A 24796-nucleotide genomic window follows, 5' to 3' on the forward strand; every position below is an offset into this window, starting at 1 on the left:
TTCAGGGAGTTATATAAGTGAAAAAAATAGACAGCTTATTAATGGAAGCTGCCTACCTTTTAAATACAATATATTTCTGTCCCAAATAATTCAACACTGTATATAATACAGTTCCCAACAGGACTGCCGCCGTTTCTGGATAGAATGCCAGATGATTGTCCAAAATCAATACCAGCTTCTTTGATAGGCTGTAGGAAATAAAATAGCAGCTTGCCGCAAGGCTCGCAAAGAGAAGACCGCTTTTTATAAAAGGCTGTGAGCTTTTAAATGTATAAGCTTTATTAAGAAAATAGCTTGTCACAGCACCAGCAGCATTTCCGAGGAGCGTGGAGAACCAGTACCCTGTCCCTGCCAACAGTAGAATATAAATGCTGCCTAGCCCGATCAGTGTATTGATTAGGCCGACAAGGAGGAACCGGACAAGTGTATCAGTTGGTTTCAGGAAGCTGGCGATACTTGATGCTGAATCCTTCATCCTGCTCCATCTCCCTGTTTTTCAGCTGAAGTGACGCAGGCAGTGTGTAGGTATCAATTTCGACTATGAATTTTGGCCGCCTTTTAGTTTCTTTGTAGATCTTCCCTATATATTCCCCGATCATTCCTATTGCGGTAAGCTGCACTCCGCCTATGAGCCAGATGGATGAAATGAGAGATGTCCAGCCGGCTTCAGTGCTGCCGGTAAACTTTAGAAAAAGAAAATAAGTCCCAAAAAGGATGCTGATTACAGAAGATACAAGACCTGCCATTAAAACGAGCCGGATCGGTGTCACCGAAAAGGAAGTCAATCCATCAAGGGCAAAGGATAGCATTTTTTTCAGCGGATACTTCGTCTCCCCGGCCATCCGCTCTTTCCGCTCATACATGACCTGGTCTGAGCGGAAGCCGATCAGGGGTATAATGCCTCTCAGGAACATATTTGCCTCCCCAAAATGTGCCAGCTCCTCGGCAGCGCGCCTGCTTAAGAGGCGGAAATCAGCATGATTATAGACCAGGCTGGCGCCAAGCTTTGCCATCAGTTTATAAAAACCCTGGGCAGTCGCCCGTTTGAAAAAAGTATCCTTTTCCCTTTTACTCCTAACTCCGTAGACTATATCACAGCCTTCATGATATTTAACCAGAAATTCCCTGATGGCACAGGGATCATCCTGAAGGTCTGCATCGATCGTGACAATGCAGTCCGAAGATTTCATGCTGGTAAAAATTCCTGCTAAAAGGGCATTTTGGTGCCCTGAGTTCCTGGACAGCTTAAGCCCTGTCACCCGTTCAGATTTCAGGCTTTCTTTATGGATGAGATTCCATGTCCTATCCCTGCTCCCGTCATCAACAAACAGAAGCTTGCTCGAGCTGGAAATCAGTCCTTCAGTTTCAAGGTCCTCCAGAAGCCTGCCAAGTTCCGCCATCGTATATGCCAGCATCTCTTCTTCGTTATAGCAGGGTACAACGATAGTTAATATAGTTTCAGTCATTCTGCTTCCTCCTAGATGTCTATATTGCCTTATACAAATAAATCTTCCAGGCAGCATCCCCGGATGTGAATTCTCTCTCCAGCTCCAGACCGTTTTCCATGCTGTTCATAATCGGCACGGCAGAAAAAAAATATTCACCTCCCATTTCTTTGAAAACAGCAGTATCCAATTTGAGATTTTTGAGCTTTTTATCAGAAGTTTTTTTGAACATATAATGCTTCCCCAGTTCTGCTGTAAAGATATAGCATCTTCCTCCCCATTCATCAAAATAGCGGCGAATGGTCTTATTTTTTGCCAATTCCTCCGCAATTATTTTCCTGAACTGGTGCTTATAGGTGAGCGGGTAGAAATTATTATACGTGTCCAGCGTATAAAAGCCGTTATACTGGGCAATTGCCGGATGGATGCCTATGCTTGCAACCCGGTAATCCTCCTTTGGCCTGTCTATGTAATTTCCTATTTCATCGAATAAACTTTCTGCGTAGAATTCTTTCACCGAGGGCTTTCTGCTGTAAATAATTTCGTCATTGAAAGCTCCAAGCAAAAGAATCTGAGCGATAATGACGGCAAGGATGCTTTTTCTGCTTTTCGACGATGTCCAGACGATCCTTAAGGCGAGCGCAAATCCTATATAAATGACAAGCGGCCGCAAAAAGTGAAACCTGGCAAAATTGAAGGTGTCCATAAAATGAAAACGCTCTGTCAATGGAAGCCATCCTTTATAAAACCAGAAAGCGTACCAGAAGGACAGAAGAAAATTAAAGGCAAACAAACATACGTAAATTCTCTCCTGCCTCCAGCTTTTATTCTTCCAGACAAGGAATAAAGCATAAAGGGTGACAGGCAGGATAATGAGCCCGTGAACTGTCATGACATGGGTATGGCCCAGAACAAAGTTTTTAAAGGCAAGCCTTACGCAATGGGCGAACGTAAGCCGAGCATGAAAATATTCATCACGGCTGTTGTCTTCTTCCAGAAAAAGAAATGAGTGGACAAGGCGGTATTCAACCAGCAGATATAAAAATGTCATGCCTGCTATAGCCGCAAGAAATCGCAGATTTGTGCCTTTTCCCCTGAAAAGGTCAACCAGCCATAATCCTCCCATTGCTGCAAGGAAGAAGAAAAATCCGAGAACAAAGCTGGAGTAAAAAGGAAGCAGGGTGAGCGCCAGATAGCTTTTCCAGTCTGACTTCCCCTTCCGTATATTCAAAAATGCCCATAAGGCAAGGGGCATACCGAGAGTGCTCAGCATTCCGGATGGCCAAAATGGAGTCAGCGCGAATGCAAGTGCTGCCCCCACCCTGATGGCTGACCATTCAGGTGATCTGATAAAATGAGTTTTCAGCAAAAGATACATGCCCATGAATGCAGCACATCTTGTAAGGAGCTGATTAAGGGCATAGGCTGTCATGGTCGGAAAAATAGAAAACAGCCAAACGATGCCGCTGAGTTCAGTGCCAAAGGCATTGCGCGGCAGGCCGTTGATGACCTGCGGGATGACAGCCTCTGCCGTTCCATAAGTCTGCCCGCTTTCTCTGAGGACTTTATACCATGCATGGTTAGAATCCAGGTTGTCATGGACTCGTATATGCGCATCTTCCCCGAGAATGAATAAGGGACTTACATACAAGGCAATGGCAGCAAGCGCCATGATGATATTTTTTCGGTCTTTCAGGAATAGATTTCCGGTCAATTCATACACCCCGCCAACTCTTGCATTGGTATTAAATTGTGCGGGCATCAGGAGAACTATTCCTTTTTTTCCTGATTAAAAGGTGCATATCCCGTTTGTCCCTGTTCATATGTTCAGTTGAGTGCACTTAATTCAGCTAAAATTCTGCTGGGAGGTATCAAGCATGATCAGAAAAGCGGTCATTCCGGCGGCCGGTCTTGGCACCCGTTTTCTGCCCGCCACCAAAGCCCAGCCAAAGGAAATGCTGCCGGTTGCCGACAAGCCTGCCATCCAATACATCGTGGAGGAAGCCATTCTTTCCGGCATTGAGGATATTATCATCATTACGGGAAGAAACAAACGTGCAATTGAAGACCATTTCGATAAGTCTATCGAACTTGAACTGATACTGAAGAAAACCGGCAAAACCGAACTCTTAGAAAAAGTGGAAGCAGCTTCGAATCTTGCTTCAATCCATTATGTAAGGCAAAAGGAACCATTGGGACTCGGGCACGCAGTTCTTTGTGCAAAACAATTCATCGGGAATGAGCCTTTTGCTGTCCTCCTCGGTGATGACCTGGTTGATTCCGGTACCCCTGCTCTCTTGCAGATGATCAGCCAATTCAAAGAAACTGGAACGTGCATGATCGGTGCAAAGGAAGTTCCCTGGGAGAACGTTTCCAAATACGGGATCATCGACTATTCCTTCAAAGCAGGCAATCTTTGTAAAATCGAGCAGCTGGTCGAAAAGCCTTCAAAGGACTCTGCTCCGACCAATCAGGCTATCATCGGGCGCTATGTTCTTACACCAGAGATATTTACTGTACTGGAGTCCCTTCAGCCTGACTTTTCTGGAGAAATCCAGCTGACTGAAGCTCTTTCGCAGCTTCTGAAAAAAGGGCCCATGTATTCATGTCTGATAGAAGGCAATCGCTATGATACCGGGGATAAATTCGGCTTTCTTCAGGCTTCAATCGAGTTTTCCCTTAAGAACGAAGAGATTAAAGAAAAGCTGGAGCGATATTTGTATAGTTTGCGGGAGAGAGAGAAGAGAGCGGAGAGCTGAAAAAAGACACTCTTTGGTGGAGTGTCTCAGCATCTAAAAAAAATGAAGCCAAACTGAGCGGCAACATTAAATGGGAATTTAAGGGGAAAACTCGTTCTGAGAAAAAGTGAAGAGGACTTACTAAAAACGGTAAGGCTTGAAAAAAGTTAATGACACATCAACGTGCAGCCGAGTCATGTATCCCCACGATGGGTACATGATTTCTTTTATTCTTCCTAGTCATGTATCGCAGGAGCCTGTTGGGATACATGACTTTCTTTTTTTCTCCATACTCATGTATCCCAGGAGCCTGATGGGATACATGACCATCCTTTTTTCTCCCTACTCATGTATTCCGGGAACCTGATGGGATACATGACTCTCCTTTTTTCTCCCCACTCATGTATCCCAGGAGCCTGATGGGATACATGACTTTCTTTTTTTCTCCCTACTCATGTATCTCAGGAGCATGATGGGATACATGACCATCCTTTTTTCTCCATGCTCATGTATCCCAGGAGCCTGATGGGATACATGACCATCCTATTTTTCTCCCTACTCATGTATTCCGGGAACCTGTTGGGATACATGACCATCCTTTTTTCTCCCTACTCATGTATTCCGGGAACCTGATGAGATACATGACCATCCTTTTTTCTCCCTACTCATGTATTCAGGGAACCTGATGGGATACATGACCATCCTTTTTTCTCCCTACTCATGTATTCCGGGAACCTGATGGGATACATGACTTTCTTTTTTTCTCCCCACTTATGTATCGCAGGAGCCTGATGGGATACATGACTTTCTTTTTTTCTCCCTACTCATGTATCTCAGGAGCATGATGGGATACATGACCATCCTTTTTTCTCCCTACTCATGTATTCCGGGAACCTGATGAGATACATGACCATCCTTTTTTCTCCCTACTCATGTATTCCGGGAACATGATGGGATACATGACTCTCCTTTTTTCTCCCCCACTCATGTATCCCAGGAGCATGATGGGATACATGACCATCCTTTTTTCTCCCTACTCATGTATTCCGGGAACGTGATGGGATACATGACTCTCCTTTTTTTCTCCCCACTCATGTATTCCACGAGCCTGATCGATATATGGCTTTCCTTTTTTCCGCACGCCAAAAGACACTCCGCACAGGGAGTGTCTTTTGGCGTGTCATTTTTCAGTTGAAAACAGCTTTTTCTTGTCCCATCTGCCGTATTTATAGTACGAAAAAGCAATCACGCTGCTGATCATAAAGCTTGTTCCCATTCCGTATGCGATCCCCTCTTCCCCCATCCATTGTGAGAACAGCCAGGTCAAAGGGTATCTCAGCACCCAAAAGGAGATGATATTGAGCACAAGCACCTGGAACATGGCACCTGCAGCCCTTACTATGCCATTTAATACAAAATTAAGCCCGAGGAACGGATAAAAGAAAGCAATTGATACAAGATAGCCTGTACCAAACTCAACGGCTCCAGGCTCGGTAATGAACAGGGATATTCCCGCTTTTGCTAATAGCACAGCCGCTCCGGCAATCAAGAGCATTATGCCTAAATTGTAGAGTGAACCATAGAGCGCAATCTTATGGACCCTTTTCCACCGGCCTGCCCCAATATTCTGTCCTGCCATGCTGTTGACAGCTGTGCCGAGCGCCGAAGCCGGCAGCATGATCAGGCTGTCAATCCTCTGGGCTGCCCCAAAGCCTGCAACCGTGTCCGCCCCGAAGGAATTCACCACACTCATAATGGCCATTACACCCGCTGAGATCACCATCATCTGGAGTCCTGATGGTATGCCTAATTTTAGTATCGTCCACACTTCATCTTTACCGGGCATGAACGGTATCGAAAAAGGTGCGAGTTTTCTTTTTAAAACAATATACATGCCAGATATGAATGCGATCCCCTGGGCGGCAAGAGTGGCATAGGCAGCTCCATCGATCCCCCATCCCAGGATAGAAATGAACACAGGGTCCAATATGCTGTTTAGGACCACCGCGACCAGTACAAAAATCAGCGGCGTCCTGCTGTCCCCCAGAGAACGAAGAATCGTCCCGATAAAATTGTAGCCGAACAAAAAAAGGATGCCGAGGAAATTAATCTTTAAATACGAGTCTGCTTCAGCAATCATCGCCTCTGGGGTATCAAGCCACTGGAGAATAGGCTTTGAAGCAAAATAGCCTGCCGCTCCCAGCGCAAGGGAAAGCAGTGTGAGGATAATCACAAAACTGTTTAGATATTGCCTCAGACCTTTATCATCATCTCCTCCTTTTTGCTGCGACAAGATTGTCAAAGCTGCATTATTGATACCGATAATAAATGACAGCACCGTAAATATGACGGTGCTTGAAACCGCAATGCTGCCGAGTGACGCGGCTCCAAGCAGATTCCCCACCCAGAGGCTGTCAACAAACTGGTAAGAAACCTGCAGCAAGTTCGTCAGCATGATGGGAGTAGAAAAAATAAACATCTGCTTCAGAATATTCCCTTGTGTAAAGTCTTGCTGGGACATAAAAACCACACCTTCAATAATGATTGCTTCTATTATTTCTCTTTTTATGTATAAATTCTACTCAAACGTTTCGAATATCGGATTATTGCTTCACCATGGAATTTTTTGGTTTATATTTCGGTATAAGGGGGAATTTTCCATTTGGTATCTACTAATCAATCAATAAGGAGGACAAGATGGAAAAACAATTTTATGCCGCGAAAGGAAAACTCTTTCTGTTTATGCTGGTTGTATTGGCTGCAGGTGTATTTTTTGCCTGGCTGGCTGCAGATATGGTTTTACATGAAGAAAACAGGGAAACTTTTATGCTGATTATCTATTTACTGTTTGCTGTTTTATTGTTTGGATGTGCCCTGCTTTTTGCAGGAATGATTTATGACAAAGCCCCCTTGGTTTCTTTCAGCACAGAAGGTCTGGAAGTCAATGGTCCAGGCGGCCCCGGTCTCATCGTCTGGGAAGATTTTGAGGGTATCTTTCCATATGAGGTTCAAGGCAATGCTTTCCTTGGGGTTATCTTGAAGGATGAAGAAAAATACATTGAAAGGCTTCCAGCGAGAAAGAAAAGATTGGTGAAGATCAATCAAGGAACCGGTTTTCCACCTTTTAATATTAGTATGAATTCCCTTAAACAACGGAAGGAATTCATTGAAGAGCTGGAGAAAAGGGAAATACCGATTCTGGTTGTTGAGGAAGAACTGGAAAAAGAAAACATATAAAAGAATATCCCCCCTCGCTGATTGAGGCGGGATATTCTTTTCATATATTCATCTCTTTGCTTTTTTTAGGGGCCTTTGGCCAGATAAAATAACTAATGCAATAAATCAAATCTGCTGCTAGAACAATCGACCATATTTTCACGACACCGGATAGTGCTTCCGTTCTCCCAGGATCATCTATGATTAGCACGGTTCCCATCAGCAAGGCAGCTCCGATAAGATATGCGGCTCCATGCCTCGCAAAGCCTTTTATATTATGCCTTGCATGATCCATACCATATCTTTTTTCCGGCCGTTTCCCCTTTTTGGCGATGTAATATAAAAATCTTTCATCCGCCCACTGAATCATACTTTTTCCAAAGGCTATCGACACACCGATATATACGGCAGCCAATGCATGTGCCTGTGTTGCTTCTGAGCCTCTGTATAAGTCCGCACCCGCTGCTGCCAGCAGGATCAGATCTACAACAGGAGTCATCGCGAGCAGGATGAGACCGGTTTTCTTTTTTCCGAAAAGATAACGCATACAAAGGCCGGCCAGGATTAAAACCCAAAAGCCGACTTCACACCCTATGATAACCCACAATATCCAGTTCATACTTTCCCCTTCCAGTACTATTGTTGTTTAAACTCATCATAACACCACACTTTTAGTGATACAAGTGTATTATTAAAAATTGAAACCTGTTTTACGGTCTGCTACACTGAGACTATGCCTAAAATAGTTGATCATGAACAAAGGAAAAAAAGAATCGTCCAGGCCACCTGGCAGGTTATTTTGGATAAAGGGGTGGAAGGTGCGTCTGTCCGCAATATTGCAGCGGAAGCCGGTGTTTCTCTTGGCGCCCTGCGCCACTATTTCTCCACACAAGATGAACTGCTTGTCTATGCAATGAAACTGGTAAATGAAAATGTGATAAACAGGGTTTCGGAGATTGCATTGAAGGATTTGCCCCCAAGGGAAAAGGTTTATCAAGTCCTGCTTGAAATTGTTCCAACCACTGATGAGAAAATGGCAGAAATGGAGGTGTGGTTTGCGTTTGTTGCATACAGCAGGCAAAAGGAAGAATTTCGAATCCTGAAGCAGGGAATATATACGGGGATTGTTCAGATGATGGATTTTCTAAAGTCCCATGGAGAGCTGAAGGATGGCCAGGATCATGATCTTGAGACTGAAATGTTATACAGTTTCATTGACGGGCTGGCCCTGCACAGTATGCTCGAGCCTGAACGTCTGAAACCGGACAGAATAGAAAAAACTCTCCGCCGCTACCTGGATAGAATCCTAAAATGACCACAGATGACCGGATCTTTTAAAATCCGGTCATTTTCAGCATTGATTCAGTTCATGAAGATGCATATGACTGCTGCTCCCTGAAAGCTTTGAGCCATTCTGATGTGCATTCGATCAGCTCCGCAAAGCAGCGGCCGGCTGAATAGGTATGGCAGGCTCCTGTAACATAATGCAAGGAACATGATCCTTCCTTCCGCTTCCTGAATTCTTCCGCATATCTTCCTGAGTGGGATACCGGAATATCCTGGTCTGCTGTTCCATGTACAATCAGGACATCGCCCCTGTATGCCGCAAGCTCTTCCAAAGGTTCATATCTCTTCAGCGAAGAAAAGTAATTGTCCGTTAGCTGATAGCCCAAATAATCAAGTGAAGCTCCCTTGTCCAGTGCCTTTACCTTTTCACTGCCGACAATGCAGACGATATCCTGATATGGTCTTGCAGAAGCCGACCATATGATAAGCTTCCGGATGCGGACATCTTTTGCAGCAGCCAGCACGGCAACGGCTCCGCCGAGGCTATGGCCGATGAGAGAAATTGAATGAGGATTTGCATAATCAAGCTTCACTGCAAAATCGATAGCAGATAAAGTCTGCTCCAGCAAATCGGGAAGACCTGTTTCTCCGTACTCACCCGGACTCTCCCCGCAGCCCTCATAATCAAAGCGGAGGACAAGATACCCATCTGCAGTAAGACGGTTGGAAGTTTTAACAAATAGCCTGTCGACACCAATACGGCTTCCTGTAAACCCATGGCAGATGATGACCAGGGGATAGCGGCGGTTCTTGCTGAATCCTGCAGGAAAATCCAGCGATCCGCACAAGTGCTTATCCTTCCAGGGTATTAGAATACTTTCTGACATATATAGTCCCTTCCCTCTATTCATTAATATGTGATCTGTTTTCCTGATAAAGTTTTAACAGTTCTTCGTACGGCACCTGAAATAGCTGGCGGCCTTCTTGTTTGTATATACCCATGGACAGCAGCTCTGAAATCAGCTGGTCCTTTTTCTCTTCTTCTTTTATCATTATAGTTTCTTCCTTCATTAAAAAAGCCCCTTCTGACCGGTGGCCCGGAAGCAGAAGAGGCTTTATGCGCGTATGGCTGCCGCTTCTCTCATCTTCCAAGCTTCCGCTTGTTGGATTTGGCACAGTTCTCGCAAGGAGTCTGCTGCCGAGGCTTCATAGGGCCAATTCCCTCCGCCTCTCTGGATAAGAGTATTCCTATAAGTTTTGTTGGAATTAAATATACGCTACTTTCTTTTGATTGTCAAGATGTACTGCTGCAATTTCCTGTTCAGCTTTTTATTCAGCTGATATAGCCAATAGGTTTCCTGTCCGAAAGTGAAATGCAAATCACAGGTCCCGATTTTAACGGCATGAGTGTATATATAATGCCCCCTCTGGAACATCGGAAACCAGAAGAACTCTTTTTCAGTTACATCCATATGGAGTCTAAACCCTTGGATGAAGTCATCATATTCAAAGGCAAATCTCTTGAAACGAAAGCAACAGTCTATCACTTCTTTCAGTCTATTTTCTATTCTTCTTGAATAAGAATAATAGAAGGTATATGGGAGGTGGGAATGATGCAGGGCAATCGCATTCTATCTTTATGGTACGCCCTTCTGGCAATTGCGTTCTGGGGTGTTTCATTTGTTTCAGTCAAATGGCTGGTATATTATTTGGCACCGGGTGCCCTGGTTTCCTTAAGATTTATGATTGCTGCCATCTTCCTGGGCTGCCTTCTCACAATATTCAAAGAATCCTTTTACATAAAAAAAGAGCATTTCGCCCATGTTTTTATTCTTTCGGTACTTGGGGTGTTCATCCATCAAATGGTACAAGCTTCTGCCATGCTCACCCTGGATGCCTCTGCTGCCGGGTGGATGATCTCTTTCACACCTGTTTTTACTAGTTTGCTTTCCTTCCTTTTCTTATCTGAAAAGCTTTCGCTCCTTAAAATTTGGGGAATGATGATTGCCGTTACAGGGGTTCTGGTTATCTCTGCAGAAAATTCAGGGGGTACGCTTCAATTCAGTCCTGGTCTTGGTTATTTCCTCCTGCTTTTCAGTACCTTTAATTGGGCTGTTTATTCGATTTTGTCCAAGAAATTTGCACTTCCCTATTCTTCTCTTGCTGTCACCTTTTGGACAAGCCTGATAGGCTGTTTGGCGACTCTGCCATTCCTTTTGAGAAATCGGGGGTATGAATTACTGTATACCCTCCCTTTGGACGGGTGGCTGCACCTGCTGTTTCTAGGCATTTTTGTATCGGCCCTGGGCTACTGGTACTGGGGAAGGGCGCTTGAGGTGCTCGAAGCGACACAGGTTTCGGTCATGATGTATTTTGAACCGCTGTTTACACTGCTGGCAGCAATCCTTATTCTCGGGGAAAAAATCCCATTATACAGCAGCATCGGCGGAGTTCTGATCATCATGGGAGTGTCGGCTGTTAACAAGCCGGTACTCGGCTTCCTTATGAAAAAGCTTTTTAAATACCCTGTAAAATAGAATTTAAAACCCTTTACCAAAAATTACATGTTTTTTCCCTTGCATAAATCTATACAGTCCGAACAAGTTTTCCTATAATGGAGATAGATTCATTTAGGAGGGAAATTGTTGAAATCCACTTTCAAAAAAATTTCGAAACCTGTCCCCCTTATTTCATTGGCCATTCTAATTGCTGCTGCTGCGCTGTGGTTCAGCCTATCCGGCAGCAAAGAAGTTACCATTCCCTTTTCTTCCATAGAAAATATCATTCAGGATCATCCTAGTGAAACTGTCCTATTAAAAGAAATGAAAAATGGCACTCTCCATTTGACCGCAGGTACAGCTGAGTATGTGTCACAGGTGCCTCCAAACAGCCAAATGGTTGCTAAACTGATTGAAAATTACAATATCCAGTACAGCTATTCTTCCGCAAATCCATTTACTTTCTGGATTTTGGGTGGAACACTGATCCTTTTTGCAGGGATTGGCCTTTACCTTCATAAATCCGGCAAAGGAATATCCACCGCCAATTCGATGAAAAACAGCGCCAGCAAGGCAAAGCCCCTTCCTTCCATCACAATGGATGATATTGGCGGCCTTCAGGATGAAATGAAGGAGGAAATCCTCCAGACACTTTCCATCATTAAAGACAGGGAAGCATCAATCCAGCTTGGTGTGAAGCCGCCAAAGGGAATCCTGCTTTATGGACCTCCGGGTACAGGCAAGACGCTGCTTGCCCAGGCGATTGCCAAGGAAATCGGCGCTTCATTCTTTTCAACCAGCGGATCTTCTTTTAATGAAATGTTCGTCGGCGTAGGCGCCTCAAGGGTCCGAAGCTTATTCCAGAACGCCAGAAAGCACTCACCTGCAGTTGTCTTCATTGATGAAGTCGATGCCCTTGCAGGCAAGCGGAAGCAGCATGGCGGGGACGAAAGCGAGAAAACATTGACTGAGCTGCTTGTCCAGCTTGACGGCGGCCATTCAAATGACGGCATCCTGTTCATCGCTGCTACAAACCGCAAGGATATGCTGGATGATGCTTTCCTCCGTCCAGGCAGGATTGACTTCTCTTTCCTAGTTCCGCTTCCGGATACAAAAGGAAGGCAGGAAATCATCAGCATTCACACAAAAGGCAAGCTTCTGGCAGAAGATGTAGCAGCTTCCCTGCCTGCACTAGCAGAAAGCACTTCCGGCTTCTCAGGGGCTGACATCAGCTCTCTCTTTGAGACAGCCAGCAGAAGGGCCATCCGGAACGGGAAAGAAAAAATAGATAAAGAAGACCTTGATTTTGCCATTGACCGGACGGTGCTTGGAAGCACAACACGCCCGCTTCAGGACCCCGAGACTAAAAAGAGGGTTGCCATCCATGAAGCCGGACATGCCTTGATTGCCGCCATCACCAAGCCTGGCTCAGTAAGAAAAGCAACAATCATACCACGTGGACAGGCGCTCGGATATGTTGCACCCATACCAAAGGAGCTTCATCTGTCCACCAGCAGTGAGCTGCTTGACCAGGTCAGCATGATTCTTGCTGGCGGAGTTGCAGAAAGGCTGTATCTCGGCGAGCATAGCATCGGTGTCAGCGGCGATGTCCAGCAGGCCAAGCATATACTTGAGCAAATGGTGGAAATCGGCTTATTCCAGGACGGTTTCAACCTGACCTTTGTCAAAGCGGAAAAGGAAGCCAAGATGCAAGAGCTGTTCCAGCAGGCTCTAGCTAAAACAGAAATGCTCATTAAAACGAATGAATATGAATTTGAATGCCTGGTTGCGGCCCTTCTGAAGAAAGAGACACTGGAAGGTGCAGAGGTTCAGGAAATTGTTGGCGAACCATCGAAGCAGCATGAGGCAGAACTTGTGACAGTATAGAATCAGCAGAAAGCAGCCCTCGGCTGCTTTCTTTTTTTTGATAAAAAACGCTTTGCCTATATTCCAGTATAAAGCATTGAAGAATAGCCATACTAGCGGTGTAGGAATTGCAAAGGTTTATCAGAAAAAATAGAGGCTCCTGCCGGGTCAGTCCCTATAAGCCATGCCTCATTCGTTCATTGATGAAGAATAAGTTGATGCTGTTTCTATTTAGAGTCTGAAAGGAGAATTCAATATGAAAGAACAATTAGAGCACATTAAACAGCTGCTGGAGGAAAATTTTGATCATCCTGAGTCACTGGATCTGGATTCGTGCATCCATGAACTTGAAGCACTAAAAGAAACAGCCGGGAATAAAAAGATTATGATCCAGGATCTCATCAACAGTCTGACCCATGCCCGAAACAGCAGTAAAGAGCTTCTGAATGAAGGGACCCCTTCCTCATCAGCAGCCTTCGGCCAGGCGTACCGGGCAGTTGAACAGGCCATCTCTTCGGTTTCTTTCACAGATAACGACCCATATTAAAAAAAAGGAGCGTTTCCGCTCCTTTTTTGCTGTTTTTCTCCATCTTAAAACAATTCAGCAGCTGATGCACCTGCAGGCAGCTCGAATGGATTTTCTTTGTTGATGCGGTCATAAAACATGATGCCGTTCAGATGGTCAATTTCATGCTGGACGATGACAGACGCAATCCCTTTTAGGCGCATCTCTACCTGCTCCCCTTTTTCATCGGAATATTTGATCTTGATTCTTTCATAGCGGGGAACATAGCCTTTAACCTCCCTGTCAACAGAGAGGCAGCCCTCACCCTCCGGAAGATAAACCATTGCAGCAGAGTGGCTGATGATTTTAGGGTTAAAGACCCTCAGCTCTTTTACTTCCCCTTTTTCATCCCTGAAGAAGGCAGCAAACATTCTCTTATCCTCCCCTATCTGGTTGGCTGAAAGGCCGACTCCGGGCCTGAGCTGATATTTGTAGGCCAATTCAGGATCCTGGCTGTTTTTTAGATATTCCATCATCATCTCCATGATAACATGGTCTTCCTGATTGAGAGGGACCGCCACTTCAGCTGTTTTTTGCCGAAGTATAGGATCTCCTTCTCTGACAATGTCTTTCATTCTAATCATTTTTCTGTCCTGGCTGTCCATAACTACCATTCCTTTGTTTTTTGTAATGTGTAAAGTCCTCTGCAGGCTCTTTAAAATGCCGTCTATCCATTTTCAAAATATTTGCTATAATGTTTTTGACAGGACTTTAAGTGTGGAGGCTGATGAAGTTGCGGGAGTTTGCTGAAAATCTATTTCTTCATTTTTTTATCATGATGATCATCCCGCTTATGCACAATGTTAGCATAAAGCATGAAAAAAGAGCATGGGTCATGTTTTTTGCTGCTGCTGCCTCCCTGGTGCTGACACTGGCATTTCCTGTGAGAATGTCCAATGGCCTTGAATTTGATATGAAGTTCATACCTGTATTTTTTTGTTTTTTCTATCTTGGACCTGTCGGAGGGTATTTGTCAATCGCGGCCCTTCTGATTCTCATGGCCCTTTTTAATATAGATAATCTTTATGTAACTCTCATAAATTATTTTATTATATCAATACCGATGCTGTTTATCCGGAAAAAATATCAGAAGATCAACATCCTTGGTAAAACCTTGGTTGCTTTTGCTTTTTACTTTTTAATCACGTTTACCAGGCTGATATATTTCCTGCAGACTGGCCATATTCAGCATGCAGTGAACCTTGCCCTTTTCTTTCTTTTATCATTTATAAGCCTTTGTGCTGCCATTTATATTATGGAAATGTACAGATTGCACTCAGAAATGGCTGAGAAACTACAAACAGCAGACAAATCCAATGCGATCAGCCAGCTTGCAGCCTCTGTTGCCCATGAAATCAGAAATCCCATGACGACAATCAGAGGATTTCTGCAGCTTATGAAGGAAGAGCAAAACCTGACGGACGGCCAGCGGTCATATGTAGCAACTTCACTTGAAGAGCTTGACAGGGCGAATCATATTATTTCAGATTTCCTTTCGCTCGCAAAACCTTCGATATCCTCAAAGGAAAAGCTGCCGGTAACAGATCTAGTGAGGGAAATTTCCGAATTCATCAGGCCTTTTGCCCTTTTATCCCAAGCAGAAATCAGATGTCGTACCCAGGATGATTTATATATATATGGCAATGCAAATGAATTTAAGCAGCTGATGATCAATCTTATAAAAAATGGGGTAGAATCAATGCCTGACGGAGGTTCTATCATTGTGACCGCAGAGCAGGATCAGAAGGAAGTTTCCGTAAAAATAAAAGATGAGGGCTCAGGTCTTTCACCTGGACAGCTCAAACAGCTGGGCAGCCCCTATTATTCAACTAAAACGAAAGGCACTGGCCTGGGGCTGCTTATTTCATTTGATATCATCAAACGGCTTGACGGGCATTACGAAATCATCAGCGAAAAGAATAAAGGGACTGAATTTATACTGATTTTCCCTGCAGCTGAAAGACAATCCAGCGGACAGCATCCAAATCAGCCATTGTAACCAAAGGAATACTGCCCAATAAGGCAGCGTTCCTTTTTATATAAGCAGTGCGTCCTCAAACGGAGCAAAAAAGACTCCTTTTGGCCCCAGCATATCTGTTTCTGAATCTCTTTTTTCTCCTTTTACCTCATATTCACCTTCAGGGAAATAATCGAACATTCCGCTCGATTTATGAAGCTCTATAAAACAGTCATGAAGCTCACACATTAATGTCTGGTATTCTTTATTGTCTAAGGGGTCTCCGTATTCATCCAGCTTAAAATTGGCCTTTATCAGCTCTTCAAATTCCAGATTGCCTGAAGAAGCTACATACAGGTCTACATCGCTGCAGTCTATGCAGAGCAGCATCGGGTCGTCCTTGATGTCCAAATACGCTTTTTCCACCATCTTTTTCAGCATATCCTCTATTTCATCTGCATTTATAAGTGTTTTGGCTGTTTGCAGCATGAATATTACACCTCCAAAACCGAAACCATCCAATAGTACATGAGGTTTCGTCTGGGTTCTATTATAACAAATCGCACCCAATAAGTCGTCTTTCGAGCTGATGCGCCATAAAACGCCAGCATGCTTATTTTTTCGGTAAGAAAAAGGGCAGGCGTGTCAGATTATGCGCTTTCCCAAGAAATATTTCTTATTTCCTGTTAGGGGATATGCTGCAGGCGGAATGTTTTGGGTCTATCAGGGTAGATTGTTATTATACAAATGTGTACTTGGAAAGGAGAATGTAACATGAAAATCCTGATTGTTGGAGCAAATGGGCAAATAGGCAGACATCTGATTGAGAAACTGGCAGAAACTGAACATAAGTCAGTTGCCATGGTTCGTAAAGAAGAGCAGGAAAGCGAATTGAGAGAACTCGGTGCCGATGAAGTGGTCATTGGTGACTTGGAAAAAGACTTCTCGCACGCTTTCGAAGGAGTGGACAGTGTTATATTCACTGCGGGTTCCGGCGGGCACACAGGTGCGGATAAGACCATACTCATAGACCTTTGGGGTGCAATCAAGACGATTGATCAGGCGAAAGAGCATAATATCAGCCGCTTTCTTCTTGTCAGCAGCATGAATGCGGACACTCCTGATACAGGGATAGAATCCATGAAGCATTATTTTGTGGCTAAGAAACTTGCTGACGATCATCTGCGTTCATCAGGGCTGGATTATACAATCGTACGTCCGGGAGGACTTCTTAATGAGCCTGCGACGGGGAAAATTCTGCTGGAAGAAAAGATCAAGGAATTCAGCTCAAGGGAGATCACCCGTGAAGATGTCGCAGCGGTCCTGGCAGAAGCGGTTGACCTTGAGAATACCTATAAGAAAACATTTGAAATCCTGAACGGGGAAACACCGATTAAGGAAGCATTGAAGCAGGTATAAGGAAGAAAGCCAAAAGCAGGGTTGCTGCTTTTGGCTTTTTATATTTGTGTGAGATAGGATTTAGAAAAAGAATCTTTAGACTTTATCAATACTCCACATTGGAATGATATAGATCGTTGAAGATAAGATACCTGGTAAAGAAAGCCAGTGTGGTCTGCTTCTATTTTGGTTTACCAGTAATAGGGGTGTTGATTTCCGTTCCAGGCACTTCGCTTTCCGCGGGGCGGCGCTGAGCCCTCTTCGCTCCGCTCATGCGGGGTCTCAGCCTTGCCGCTATCTCCCGCAGGAGTCTACGTGCCTTGCACTGCCATCAACTGTTCTCTATTATTTTTTCTCAATACTTCTAGCCGATTACGGCTGTACTATAACCGCACCAATCATACCCCTCTCATATTCCCCCACACAAATGTATGCAGCTGGGGCAGAACCCTGACTTCTTTCATTTCTTCTTCAAGCATTGCTTTTTCGATCAGCCAGCTGTATTTCTTCAGCTGCTGGCTCAGGAATTCGTCATTATTTGCAGCAGACAAATGTTCGTTGCCTGCCTGCAGGTAAAGTGGAATTCCTGGATATCGCTTCATTACCTTTTTGCTGTATTCAAAATCATTCTCGTCAAAAATAACCACCTTCAAGCTCACCTGGTGTGTAAAGCGATCTGCCAGTCTTTCAAAAATATCATCAAGAATTTCGAAGTCTGTTATCATGCCAGAGCTTGGCGGCTTTGGCGAGATTGTCAGCTGATCTATGGAATAGAACCAGTCCTGCCAGCGGCTGCCCTGTGTTTCCAGACAGAGTTGAATATTTTCTTTTTTTAACAGGCTAATCAGTTTGTCGAGATTTTTAAGGAGGGCAGGATTGCCGCCGGAAATCGTGACGAATGAGAAGCCTTCCCCGCCGATTGCCTTAAGTTCATTCCAGATTTCTTCTGCATCCATCTGTCTGATCAGCTCCTTGCCTGTTCCATCCCAAGTGAAGGAAGAATCACACCACGAGCATGAATAGTCGCACCCGGCGGTCCTGACGAACATTGTCTTCTGGCCGATGACCATCCCCTCACCCTGGATGGTAGGCCCGAAAATCTCCATGACTGGAATCTTACTCATTCTCCATCCACTCCCTCCTCGCCTCTGCATAACTGGTCGGAGTTTCAAACAATCTCACGAATTCGACCTTTGCATCCTGCTGCGGCGAGTAATCCTTTAGGCAGGCAGACATTTGCTCATAAATCCAGACAACCATATTTTCAGCTGTGGTGTTCATCGGAGGAAGTGTTTCATTCAGATATTTATGGTCAAGGTGGACTTCAATTTGTTTTTTCCATATTTCTTTAATATCTCCAAAGTCTATCAAAAGGCCAATTTCATCCACATACCCGCTGATTCCGAAGATGACCTTGTAGGTATGCCCGTGAAGGTTTTTACATTTGCCTTCATAGCAATGGAGATGATGGGCAGCATCAAAAGTGAATTCCTTGCTTACTAATACTCTTTTTCTATGATATTTTAGCTGGTTTTGCTTTATATCTTCATTTATCTTCTGAAGCTTGTCGACGATCCGGAAGCCATACATATCAGACTCCCTGCCTTTCAGCAAGATAGTCTTCCAATCCGCGCTTGCGCAGCCTGCAGGCAGGACATTCCCCGCAGCCGTCAGCGATAACACCCTCATAGCAAGTCAGAGTCTGCTTTCTTACATATTCAAGCGCCCCCAGCTCGTCAGCCAGCTTCCATGTTTCCGCCTTATTCAGCCACATGAGCGGTGTGTGAATGACAAATTGGCTATCCATTGAAAGATTCAATGTGACATTAAGCGATTTAACAAACTGGTCGCGGCAGTCGGGATAGCCGCTGAAATCTGTTTCGCATACGCCTGTAATGATATGCTTCGCTGCAACCTGGCTGGCAAGCACCCCTGCAAAAGATAAAAACAGCAGGTTCCGGCCTGGGACGAAGGTTGAAGGAAGCTCCCCCTCCTTCTCCTCTACCTTGATATCCTTCCTTGTCAAAGCATTAGGAGCCAGCTGATTTAAAAGGCTCATGTCAAGGACATGATGCTGGATAGCTAGGTCAGCGGCAATTCTTCTGGCGCATTCGAGCTCGGCAATATGCCTTTGGCCGTAATCAAAGGTGACTGCCTCCACCTCTTTGAAGTTCTTCTTAGCCCAAAAAAGGCAGGTCGTGCTGTCCTGGCCGCCGCTGAAGACGACGATTGCTTTTTCGTTTTTCATGGTTTGATCTCCTTTAACAGAAAAACAGCACCACTAAGAAAGCGGTGCTGTTTTCCTTAGTTTTTTTGAGAGGGTAGCTAGAACCTCTACCGTTTCAAGAACGGATTTTTATGCAGTTGTCGAAAATGACAGGTTTTATTCTACCATAAATATATGAGTCTATAAAAGATTGATTCTCTTTTTCTTAATAAAAATGTTTGATGCATGAGACACGTGGTATATAAATAATGCAAGCCAAAATATTAAAGGAGGGACTGGAAGCGATGGATCGCAGAACAGCGACTTCAAAATTGGTATTTGGCGCTGCACAAGAGGAAACTTTTACAGACAGGTCAATTGGGACACTTGTCCTGAATCGATATACGTAAACATCGATTCGGCTTTGATGTCTGGTTTCCATGATCCTTTTGGAGGATTGAGAAAAAGCGCCTATTCAGGGAATTGGCGCTTTTCTCGTTAATGGCTATTACGAAGCTGTCTTTGCCTTTTAATCCCCATCCTCCGTGACATCGAGGCAAGGCCAAAACTAATCAGGAGGGACTGGTATCGATGATTCGGTTAACAGCGACTTCTCGTTTATCGTTTGGCATTGAGAGAAAGATCAATTTTGCTTACCGGTCAAAGGGTCCGCAGTTCTATGGCCGCTATATGATAATAAGGTAAGGAGCAGAAAGCGCCGGCAGAATCCGGCGCTTTTTGTTTTATGCCGGAAAAATGGATTTCTCCCCTTTTTTGTGCTAGAATCCCCTTTAAATAACCAGCCGCAAGGAGTATTGACATGACAGCTTATCAAATTATTTTTTTGGATATTGACGGCACCATTCTTCGTCCTGATGATACCATACAGGAATCGACCAGGCATGCAGTCGCACAGGCAAAAGAAAAAGGCATCGAAGTGTTCCTTGCCACCGGCAGGCCATTGCATGAAATAGCAGAAATCGGAAAAGAGCTGAACATTTCCTCTTTTATCGGATATAATGGGGCCTTTGCCGTCCACAAAGGCAAAACGGTCCTGGATAAGCCGATGGACCGGCCAGTGATTGAAGAGTATTTGCAGACGGCAAAAGAGTATAATCATCAAGCAGTGCTTTATTCGAGTGAACAAAACTTATTGACCGACAAAGATGCCGGTAAAATGAAAGACTTCCTTGCCAAGTTCCATCTTAACAAAAACGCACTGATCAAGCCTGAGCACTTCGATCAGATTCTTGGAATGACAGTCCTCTCTCTTAAAGAAGGAGAACAGCATCTTTATGAAAGGAATGGAATTCACCTTTCCCAGGTTAATGTAGATGGAATGCGCGACTGTTATGACGTGATCCGCGATACAGTCAATAAAGGTTATGCCCTGGAGGTCGTCATGAAAGAGCTTGGCATCCCCCGGGAGGCCTCGATTGCTTTTGGCGACGGAATGAATGATAAAGAAATGCTGAAATATGCCGGTGTAGGAATCGCAATGGGCAATTCACATCCTGACCTGTTGGAATATGCAGACAAAAAGACGACCACAGTGTCAGATTCCGGCATTTTTAATGGGCTGAAAGAGCTTGGAATAGTAAATTGAATTGCAGCCGGAAACTATTTCCGGCTGCTTATTTTATTGGATTTCAGCTCTTCTTCCAAAGCCAGCATCGTTTCAGAGAGCTGCATCGTAATTTGCGACAGTTCATCTTTATCTTTTTTGCCGCTGCTCAGGTCGATAGGCTGTCCGATTTTAAGCAGGATAGGCTTGCCTGACAGCAGTGCTTTGACGCTTTCAGGTCCATAAAAGGCAGCAGGCACGATCACCGTCTTTGCCATGCTTGCAATTGTGACAGCCCCCCTTTTCAGGGATGCCTCCTCGCTCGACCTTGTGCCTGATGGAAAAATCCCGACTGTCTTCCCCTTTCTCAGAAGCTGGAGAGGAATCTTCAGTGTGCTTGTGCCAGGGTTTTCCCTATTAACAGGAAAAGCATTGATGCTTGTCAAGAACTTGCCTGCCAAACTCTTTTCAAACAGTTCTTTTTTTGCCATGAAGTGAATCTGCTCCGGGAAAACTCCTGCACCAAGTGCGACTACATCGACCCAGCTCCTGTGTGTACAGGCAATTACATACCCTTTTTCATCCGGCAGATTTTCCTTCCCTTCTATAATGAACTTCCCTCTTGATTTAAAAACTGCATTAGCCAGCCGGGCAAAAAAATTATACATCATGCTGACCCTCCCTTGTTGACAAGATTTATCATTATTTTAACACCAATTATTAGTATCTGGTACTAAATTTTACGAAAATAAAGAACGGGCTATTTAGGAGCCCGTTCTTTCCTCATTCAAATGAATCCACTTCAAGGAGGTCCCAGGAAGTAATGAAGCCTTGCGGTTTTTCATTATATCCGCCATGCTCTGTAACAATGATCCCTTCCAGCTTTTCATTCTTTGCATGATGGTCCTCGAACATATTTTCAATTTCAAAGATATCTAAATCTGCTGGAGCAAAGGCGATTTGATGCTTGAATTTCTTGTTATAGAGTTCCTTGATTTTCACTTCCTTAAGGCTGACAGTATCCTCAGAGAAATGCTCAGACATCCATTTTACGATTTCTGCTGAAGTAAGGAGCCAGCTGTATTCTTCTTTTTCGTTATAAATTGGGAATTGTGAATGCGAGAAACTATTGATAACCGAAAGCACATCTGAAAGCTTCCCTTCTTCATAAAAATAAAAGACCGGCTTGGCTGCTACCGAGATTGCAGTTTTAGGCTTTTCAAAATAATCGGCAATCTTTTCGATCTTTTCAACTGTTTCCAGATGGGGCTCTGCAATATAATAGCCAAGATCTATTTTTTCATGGACGATTGCGTTTCTCAGCTTGGCGAATTGGAAAAGATCAACCTCGTAACTTCTTACAAGTGAATGGCTTTTCCCCAAATCGACCAGCTTATGGAATTTGTCAGTGCGCGCGTTTTTAACTGATTGCTTCAATGCTTTGTGAATACGATTGAACGCAGCTTCAAAGCGCTCAGACAGGTTTTTCTCTGCTGTTTCTGCCATTATAATCTCTCCCAGGAATAAAATCTTTCGTTCATTTATTCCCTGATTCGCTGAAAAACTAACATCGGAAAAGAAAGTATTGATCTTCCTCATTAATATAATCTCAGCAAATATACTGAATGGATACTATTTTGTGACAATCTCAGATGGTTTAGATTCATTGCCGGATGAGCTGACTGCTGTGATATAGAAGGATGTTGCTTCTTCATTATCAATAACCATGCTCTTTCTTTCATGAGATGAAATACTGGCTGCATGGATGAAGTCTCCATTTTCTGTGCTGCTGTAAATGCGGTATCCTGAAATCTCACCGCTTCTGACTGCATGCCAGGTAAGCAGGCCCCCGCTTATTTTTACATGTTCAGGCGGTGGCGGTACTACCAAGGTTTCTGCTTTGTCTTCCTGTCCTGACTTAAGTACTGTGTAAACAACAAGCCTTTCTTCATGCGTGTTTGTTTTACGATTGTAAGTACCTGTGCACGTTATAAGGTTAAGCCTCCGTTCGTCTGAAGGACCAAACACTTCGCTGATGGGTGCGCGGTCATAAGGATAGCTTTTTAATTGCTGAACCTCAAACGTATAGCTTAGTCCATCCTGTGCTGTTACAATCACTGCATCCCCTTTTACAAGATCTTTTAAATAGAAAAAAACTGCGGGTCCTGCTTTACTGTCTACATGCCCAGCTATGACACTGCTTCCTTTTTCTCCAGGTTTTATTCCCGGTTCGAACCATCCGGCGGATTCGTTGTCATCAGGAACCCCCATTGCGCCATTCTCCAGGACGCCTACCTTGCCGACCGGGGCCTCGATTCCCAGAGAAGGGATTTTTATTGCTGCTGGTTCTATCCCTTTCAAATTCTCCTCTTCCTTGGTTTGAATCTTTATATCTACTGAATGGAATTCGTTTTTAATTTGTGACTTTTTTAGTTCCAGCTCCTGCTTTTGTTTAATTATGGGGGGATCCTCTAATTCATTGCTGTCCTTATAGCTAAAGCCTCCGATGATAAAACAGATCAGGCTGCCGGCAAGCAATACGGCTGGTTTTTTCATGGCTTCACCTCCCAGCGTCGCGGTTAAATCAAAACCGGGAAGAGGCAGCGCCCTTCCCAATTTTGCTGCAATTATTTTACTGCTTTTTTTCTAAGAGAAAATACTCCTCCTGCTGCAAGCATCACACCGAGTACACTCCATAAAATTGTGGCTGCTTCTGCAGGATTGCTTGCTCCGCCCAAGCCTGTCTTGGGCATTGATTCCGGCATGGCTGCTTCTGCAAACTTATCAGGCATCTGTGTGACAATTGCATTTCCCAGTACTTCCCCGATCGTGAACATAGCAGCAAATCCTTCACGGAAAGTTCCTGCTGACTCCTCATAATTGCCGGCTTTATATTGGTCAAAAGCCATGAGGACCTGGTTTTCATGGGCTTTTACAGCTGCTTCAGCGTCAGCTGCAGGAAGATTGCCATCTGTTGCCGCACCGAGGAATCCGCCGAAATCTTTTGCAAATTTGTCAAGCTGTGCCCTGGCTGCTTCGGCAGCTTCTTTATCTCCTTCAAGCTCTGTTGCTGCAATTTTGCCCTGGGCATTAATGTGGTCAGTCTGCCAAACTTTTTCAAACTGCTGTGCACCAGCTTCACCGTAAATGCTGCCTATGGCCGCCTTGAAGTCTGCAGTGTTGGCATTTTCTGCCCAAGTGATGAAATCATAATCCTCTGACTGAGTATATCCTTTTTCCATTCCCATGACTGCCAATGCAAAGTGTTCGGAAGCGAGGCTATTAAGGGCTGACCTCAAATCGGCCGCTGGCGTGTCAGAAGAAGAATTTGCAAACTTTTCCGGCATTTGAGCTGTGATGGCTGATGAAAGTGCTTTGCTGATGGAGAACATATGCTTGTACCCTTCACGGAAGCTTTTGTATGCTTCCTCGTATTCACCCTCAACATAATGATCAAAGGTTTGAATGACTTGGTCTTCGTGGAGGCTGACTGCTTTTGCAGCGGCTTCTGCCGGCAGCTTCCCTTCTGTTGCCTTGCCTAGGAAGGTGGAAAATTCCTCAACAAATTCTTCCACTTCCTTTTCTGCTTCCTGTCTGGCAGCTTCATCATTATTCTTAGCTGCTTGCACGAAGGTGTCTGCATAGCCGTTATGTCCCCGGAAAATCCTTTCAAACTCAGCAGCTCCTTCCTCACCGTATATGGAGGCAATTGCCGGTGTCATGTCGAGTGCATTTTGGTCCAGCGCTTTTGTAAGTGCTTCCGCATCCGTGGCACCTTCAAAGGATTTGGTCATGGACGAAACGGCAAGTATATAATGCTCTGATAAAAGCTGATCAAGTGCTGCCCTTAGATCGGCTGCTGGTGTTTTTACCGTTGGGGTCTGTTCTGCGGCAGATCCTGCAGAAGGGAATAAAAGTGAAAGCCCCAGTACAGGAATAATCATTTTTTTCAGGTTTTGTTTCAAATTCATGTGATGCACTCTCCTTTTCATAAGTTATTTTTTTGATTACATCTACTAAACGCAGCGGATTTTCTTTTGGATCACATTATAGAGA

Annotated in this window: 25 protein-coding genes and 2 riboswitches; of the genes, 9 read left to right on the forward strand and 16 right to left on the reverse strand. The window is 44.4% G+C overall.

The features are described from left to right. Positions 1-52: 52 nt before the first annotated feature. Genes N288_RS11895 through N288_RS11905 form a run of 3 tightly spaced genes read right to left on the reverse strand, consistent with a single transcriptional unit; the run spans position 53 to position 3117 of the window. Positions 53-475: a GtrA family protein gene (locus N288_RS11895; RefSeq protein ID WP_009793701.1), complete on the reverse strand. Its 423-nt coding sequence runs from the start codon at positions 473-475 to the stop codon at positions 53-55. Next, complete coding sequence (locus tag N288_RS11900) at positions 429-1466, reverse strand: glycosyltransferase family 2 protein (protein WP_022543885.1); 1038 nt, start codon at positions 1464-1466, stop codon at positions 429-431. Before N288_RS11900 ends, N288_RS11895 begins: the two co-directional genes overlap by 47 nt. Positions 1467-1485: 19 nt before the next feature. Next, the gene (locus tag N288_RS11905) at positions 1486-3117 is read right to left on the reverse strand and encodes a DUF6044 family protein (protein WP_156917055.1); all 1632 of its coding nucleotides are present in this window, start codon (positions 3115-3117) and stop codon (positions 1486-1488) included. 205 nt (positions 3118-3322) lie between these two features. On the opposite strand from N288_RS11905, the gene galU reads away from it, so the two are divergent. Further along, positions 3323-4204 (forward strand): UTP--glucose-1-phosphate uridylyltransferase GalU, encoded by an 882-nt coding sequence (gene galU / locus N288_RS11910; RefSeq protein WP_009793698.1) that lies wholly within the window; start codon positions 3323-3325, stop codon positions 4202-4204. 1159 nt (positions 4205-5363) lie between these two features. Here galU and N288_RS11915 read toward each other — a convergent pair. Then, positions 5364-6704, reverse strand: coding sequence for an MATE family efflux transporter (locus tag N288_RS11915; protein WP_009793697.1), 1341 nt, complete (start codon positions 6702-6704; stop codon positions 5364-5366). A 176-nt stretch (positions 6705-6880) separates the two neighbouring features. Between N288_RS11915 and N288_RS11920 the strand changes: the two genes are divergently transcribed. Continuing rightward, entirely contained in the window at positions 6881-7420 is a 540-nt protein-coding gene (locus tag N288_RS11920; RefSeq protein ID WP_009793696.1) for an STM3941 family protein, read from the forward strand. Positions 7421-7460: 40 nt separating this feature from the next. Here N288_RS11920 and N288_RS11925 read toward each other — a convergent pair whose 3' ends face one another. Beyond that, complete coding sequence (locus N288_RS11925; RefSeq protein WP_009793695.1) at positions 7461-8018, reverse strand: hypothetical protein; 558 nt, start codon at positions 8016-8018, stop codon at positions 7461-7463. A 114-nt stretch (positions 8019-8132) separates the two neighbouring features. Here N288_RS11925 and N288_RS11930 point away from each other — a divergent pair, with 114 nt between their 5' ends. Then, positions 8133-8714 (forward strand): TetR/AcrR family transcriptional regulator, encoded by a 582-nt coding sequence (locus N288_RS11930; RefSeq protein ID WP_009793694.1) that lies wholly within the window; start codon positions 8133-8135, stop codon positions 8712-8714. Positions 8715-8766: 52 nt separating this feature from the next. Here N288_RS11930 and N288_RS11935 read toward each other — a convergent pair whose 3' ends face one another. Together N288_RS11935 and N288_RS25390 are read right to left on the reverse strand one after the other, a co-directional pair. After that, on the reverse strand, positions 8767-9573 hold the full coding sequence (locus N288_RS11935) for an alpha/beta hydrolase (protein WP_035402322.1): 807 nt from the start codon (positions 9571-9573) through the stop codon (positions 8767-8769). Positions 9574-9589: 16 nt separating this feature from the next. Then, positions 9590-9757 (reverse strand): Fur-regulated basic protein FbpA, encoded by a 168-nt coding sequence (locus tag N288_RS25390; protein WP_084520832.1) that lies wholly within the window; start codon positions 9755-9757, stop codon positions 9590-9592. A gap of 67 nt (positions 9758-9824) precedes the next feature. Next, positions 9825-9929, reverse strand: a riboswitch (SAM riboswitch). A gap of 367 nt (positions 9930-10296) precedes the next feature. On the opposite strand from N288_RS25390, the gene N288_RS11950 reads away from it, so the two are divergent. The 3 genes from N288_RS11950 to N288_RS11960 all read left to right on the forward strand — a co-directional run bounded on the left by N288_RS11950 (position 10297) and on the right by N288_RS11960 (position 13597). Further along, positions 10297-11223 carry a DMT family transporter gene (locus N288_RS11950; RefSeq protein ID WP_009793689.1) on the forward strand — a complete coding sequence of 309 codons (927 nt, stop codon included), beginning with the start codon at positions 10297-10299 and terminating at the stop codon, positions 11221-11223. Between the two features lie 108 nt (positions 11224-11331). Then, positions 11332-13071, forward strand: coding sequence for an AAA family ATPase (locus tag N288_RS11955; protein WP_009793688.1), 1740 nt, complete (start codon positions 11332-11334; stop codon positions 13069-13071). Between the two features lie 235 nt (positions 13072-13306). Beyond that, complete coding sequence (locus tag N288_RS11960; RefSeq protein ID WP_009793687.1) at positions 13307-13597, forward strand: hypothetical protein; 291 nt, start codon at positions 13307-13309, stop codon at positions 13595-13597. 44 nt (positions 13598-13641) lie between these two features. Here the strand turns inward: N288_RS11960 and def are convergent, their stop codons facing one another. Further along, complete coding sequence (def, locus tag N288_RS11965) at positions 13642-14220, reverse strand: peptide deformylase (RefSeq protein ID WP_009793686.1); 579 nt, start codon at positions 14218-14220, stop codon at positions 13642-13644. A gap of 122 nt (positions 14221-14342) precedes the next feature. Here def and N288_RS11970 point away from each other — a divergent pair, with 122 nt between their 5' ends. After that, positions 14343-15614: an ATP-binding protein gene (locus N288_RS11970; RefSeq protein WP_009793685.1), complete on the forward strand. Its 1272-nt coding sequence runs from the start codon at positions 14343-14345 to the stop codon at positions 15612-15614. Positions 15615-15650: 36 nt separating this feature from the next. Here N288_RS11970 and N288_RS11975 read toward each other — a convergent pair whose 3' ends face one another. Next, positions 15651-16061 carry a hypothetical protein gene (locus N288_RS11975; RefSeq protein ID WP_022543891.1) on the reverse strand — a complete coding sequence of 137 codons (411 nt, stop codon included), beginning with the start codon at positions 16059-16061 and terminating at the stop codon, positions 15651-15653. Between the two features lie 285 nt (positions 16062-16346). Here N288_RS11975 and N288_RS11980 point away from each other — a divergent pair, with 285 nt between their 5' ends. Continuing rightward, a complete protein-coding gene (locus N288_RS11980) occupies positions 16347-16991 on the forward strand; it encodes an SDR family oxidoreductase (protein ID WP_009793683.1) in 645 nt (214 codons plus the stop codon). A gap of 377 nt (positions 16992-17368) precedes the next feature. Here the strand turns inward: N288_RS11980 and queE are convergent, their stop codons facing one another. Genes queE through queC form a run of 3 tightly spaced genes read right to left on the reverse strand, consistent with a single transcriptional unit; the run spans position 17369 to position 19218 of the window. Next, positions 17369-18094 (reverse strand): 7-carboxy-7-deazaguanine synthase QueE, encoded by a 726-nt coding sequence (gene queE, locus N288_RS11985; RefSeq protein WP_009793682.1) that lies wholly within the window; start codon positions 18092-18094, stop codon positions 17369-17371. Beyond that, positions 18087-18560 carry a 6-carboxytetrahydropterin synthase QueD gene (gene queD / locus N288_RS11990; RefSeq protein ID WP_009793681.1) on the reverse strand — a complete coding sequence of 158 codons (474 nt, stop codon included), beginning with the start codon at positions 18558-18560 and terminating at the stop codon, positions 18087-18089. Before queD ends, queE begins: the two co-directional genes overlap by 8 nt. Before the next feature lies 1 nt (position 18561). Further along, positions 18562-19218 (reverse strand): 7-cyano-7-deazaguanine synthase QueC, encoded by a 657-nt coding sequence (gene queC, locus N288_RS11995; protein WP_009793680.1) that lies wholly within the window; start codon positions 19216-19218, stop codon positions 18562-18564. A 50-nt stretch (positions 19219-19268) separates the two neighbouring features. After that, a riboswitch (PreQ1 riboswitch) is annotated at positions 19269-19311 on the reverse strand. Positions 19312-19996: 685 nt separating this feature from the next. Here queC and N288_RS12000 point away from each other — a divergent pair. Continuing rightward, complete coding sequence (locus N288_RS12000) at positions 19997-20782, forward strand: HAD family hydrolase (protein ID WP_009793677.1); 786 nt, start codon at positions 19997-19999, stop codon at positions 20780-20782. Between the two features lie 14 nt (positions 20783-20796). On the opposite strand, the gene N288_RS12005 is transcribed toward N288_RS12000, so the two are convergent. The 4 genes from N288_RS12005 to N288_RS12020 all read right to left on the reverse strand — a co-directional run bounded on the left by N288_RS12005 (position 20797) and on the right by N288_RS12020 (position 24711). Next, complete coding sequence (locus N288_RS12005) at positions 20797-21408, reverse strand: lysophospholipid acyltransferase family protein (protein ID WP_035402537.1); 612 nt, start codon at positions 21406-21408, stop codon at positions 20797-20799. Between the two features lie 115 nt (positions 21409-21523). Next, positions 21524-22246 (reverse strand): CBS domain-containing protein, encoded by a 723-nt coding sequence (locus tag N288_RS12010; protein WP_022543894.1) that lies wholly within the window; start codon positions 22244-22246, stop codon positions 21524-21526. A gap of 126 nt (positions 22247-22372) precedes the next feature. Continuing rightward, positions 22373-23296: a class F sortase gene (locus tag N288_RS12015; RefSeq protein WP_022543895.1), complete on the reverse strand. Its 924-nt coding sequence runs from the start codon at positions 23294-23296 to the stop codon at positions 22373-22375. Between the two features lie 71 nt (positions 23297-23367). Further along, positions 23368-24711, reverse strand: coding sequence for a hypothetical protein (locus N288_RS12020; protein ID WP_009793673.1), 1344 nt, complete (start codon positions 24709-24711; stop codon positions 23368-23370). Positions 24712-24796 lie beyond the last annotated feature (85 nt).

The sequence above is a fragment of the Bacillus infantis NRRL B-14911 genome, from assembly GCF_000473245.1.
Lineage (GTDB): Bacteria > Bacillota > Bacilli > Bacillales > Cytobacillaceae > Bacillus_AB > Bacillus_AB infantis.

Excerpts from the sequence above, each read along its gene's own strand:
- N288_RS11895 (WP_009793701.1), bottom strand. The coding sequence starts at position 475 with ATGAAGGATTCAGCATCAAGTATCGCCAGCTTCCTGAAACCAACTGAT.
- N288_RS11900 (WP_022543885.1), bottom strand. The coding sequence starts at position 1,466 with ATGACTGAAACTATATTAACTATCGTTGTACCCTGCTATAACGAAGAA.
- N288_RS11905 (WP_156917055.1), bottom strand. The coding sequence starts at position 3,117 with ATGGCGCTTGCTGCCATTGCCTTGTATGTAAGTCCCTTATTCATTCTC.
- galU (WP_009793698.1), top strand. The coding sequence starts at position 3,323 with ATGATCAGAAAAGCGGTCATTCCGGCGGCCGGTCTTGGCACCCGTTTT.
- N288_RS11915 (WP_009793697.1), bottom strand. The coding sequence starts at position 6,704 with ATGTCCCAGCAAGACTTTACACAAGGGAATATTCTGAAGCAGATGTTT.
- N288_RS11920 (WP_009793696.1), top strand. The coding sequence starts at position 6,881 with ATGGAAAAACAATTTTATGCCGCGAAAGGAAAACTCTTTCTGTTTATG.
- N288_RS11925 (WP_009793695.1), bottom strand. The coding sequence starts at position 8,018 with ATGAACTGGATATTGTGGGTTATCATAGGGTGTGAAGTCGGCTTTTGG.
- N288_RS11930 (WP_009793694.1), top strand. The coding sequence starts at position 8,133 with ATGCCTAAAATAGTTGATCATGAACAAAGGAAAAAAAGAATCGTCCAG.
- N288_RS11935 (WP_035402322.1), bottom strand. The coding sequence starts at position 9,573 with ATGTCAGAAAGTATTCTAATACCCTGGAAGGATAAGCACTTGTGCGGA.
- N288_RS25390 (WP_084520832.1), bottom strand. The coding sequence starts at position 9,757 with ATGAAGGAAGAAACTATAATGATAAAAGAAGAAGAGAAAAAGGACCAG.
- N288_RS11950 (WP_009793689.1), top strand. The coding sequence starts at position 10,297 with ATGATGCAGGGCAATCGCATTCTATCTTTATGGTACGCCCTTCTGGCA.
- N288_RS11960 (WP_009793687.1), top strand. The coding sequence starts at position 13,307 with ATGAAAGAACAATTAGAGCACATTAAACAGCTGCTGGAGGAAAATTTT.
- def (WP_009793686.1), bottom strand. The coding sequence starts at position 14,220 with ATGGACAGCCAGGACAGAAAAATGATTAGAATGAAAGACATTGTCAGA.
- N288_RS11970 (WP_009793685.1), top strand. The coding sequence starts at position 14,343 with ATGAAGTTGCGGGAGTTTGCTGAAAATCTATTTCTTCATTTTTTTATC.
- N288_RS11975 (WP_022543891.1), bottom strand. The coding sequence starts at position 16,061 with ATGCTGCAAACAGCCAAAACACTTATAAATGCAGATGAAATAGAGGAT.
- N288_RS11980 (WP_009793683.1), top strand. The coding sequence starts at position 16,347 with ATGAAAATCCTGATTGTTGGAGCAAATGGGCAAATAGGCAGACATCTG.
- queE (WP_009793682.1), bottom strand. The coding sequence starts at position 18,094 with ATGAGTAAGATTCCAGTCATGGAGATTTTCGGGCCTACCATCCAGGGT.
- queD (WP_009793681.1), bottom strand. The coding sequence starts at position 18,560 with ATGTATGGCTTCCGGATCGTCGACAAGCTTCAGAAGATAAATGAAGAT.
- queC (WP_009793680.1), bottom strand. The coding sequence starts at position 19,218 with ATGAAAAACGAAAAAGCAATCGTCGTCTTCAGCGGCGGCCAGGACAGC.
- N288_RS12000 (WP_009793677.1), top strand. The coding sequence starts at position 19,997 with ATGACAGCTTATCAAATTATTTTTTTGGATATTGACGGCACCATTCTT.
- N288_RS12005 (WP_035402537.1), bottom strand. The coding sequence starts at position 21,408 with ATGTATAATTTTTTTGCCCGGCTGGCTAATGCAGTTTTTAAATCAAGA.
- N288_RS12010 (WP_022543894.1), bottom strand. The coding sequence starts at position 22,246 with ATGGCAGAAACAGCAGAGAAAAACCTGTCTGAGCGCTTTGAAGCTGCG.
- N288_RS12015 (WP_022543895.1), bottom strand. The coding sequence starts at position 23,296 with ATGAAAAAACCAGCCGTATTGCTTGCCGGCAGCCTGATCTGTTTTATC.
- N288_RS12020 (WP_009793673.1), bottom strand. The coding sequence starts at position 24,711 with ATGAATTTGAAACAAAACCTGAAAAAAATGATTATTCCTGTACTGGGG.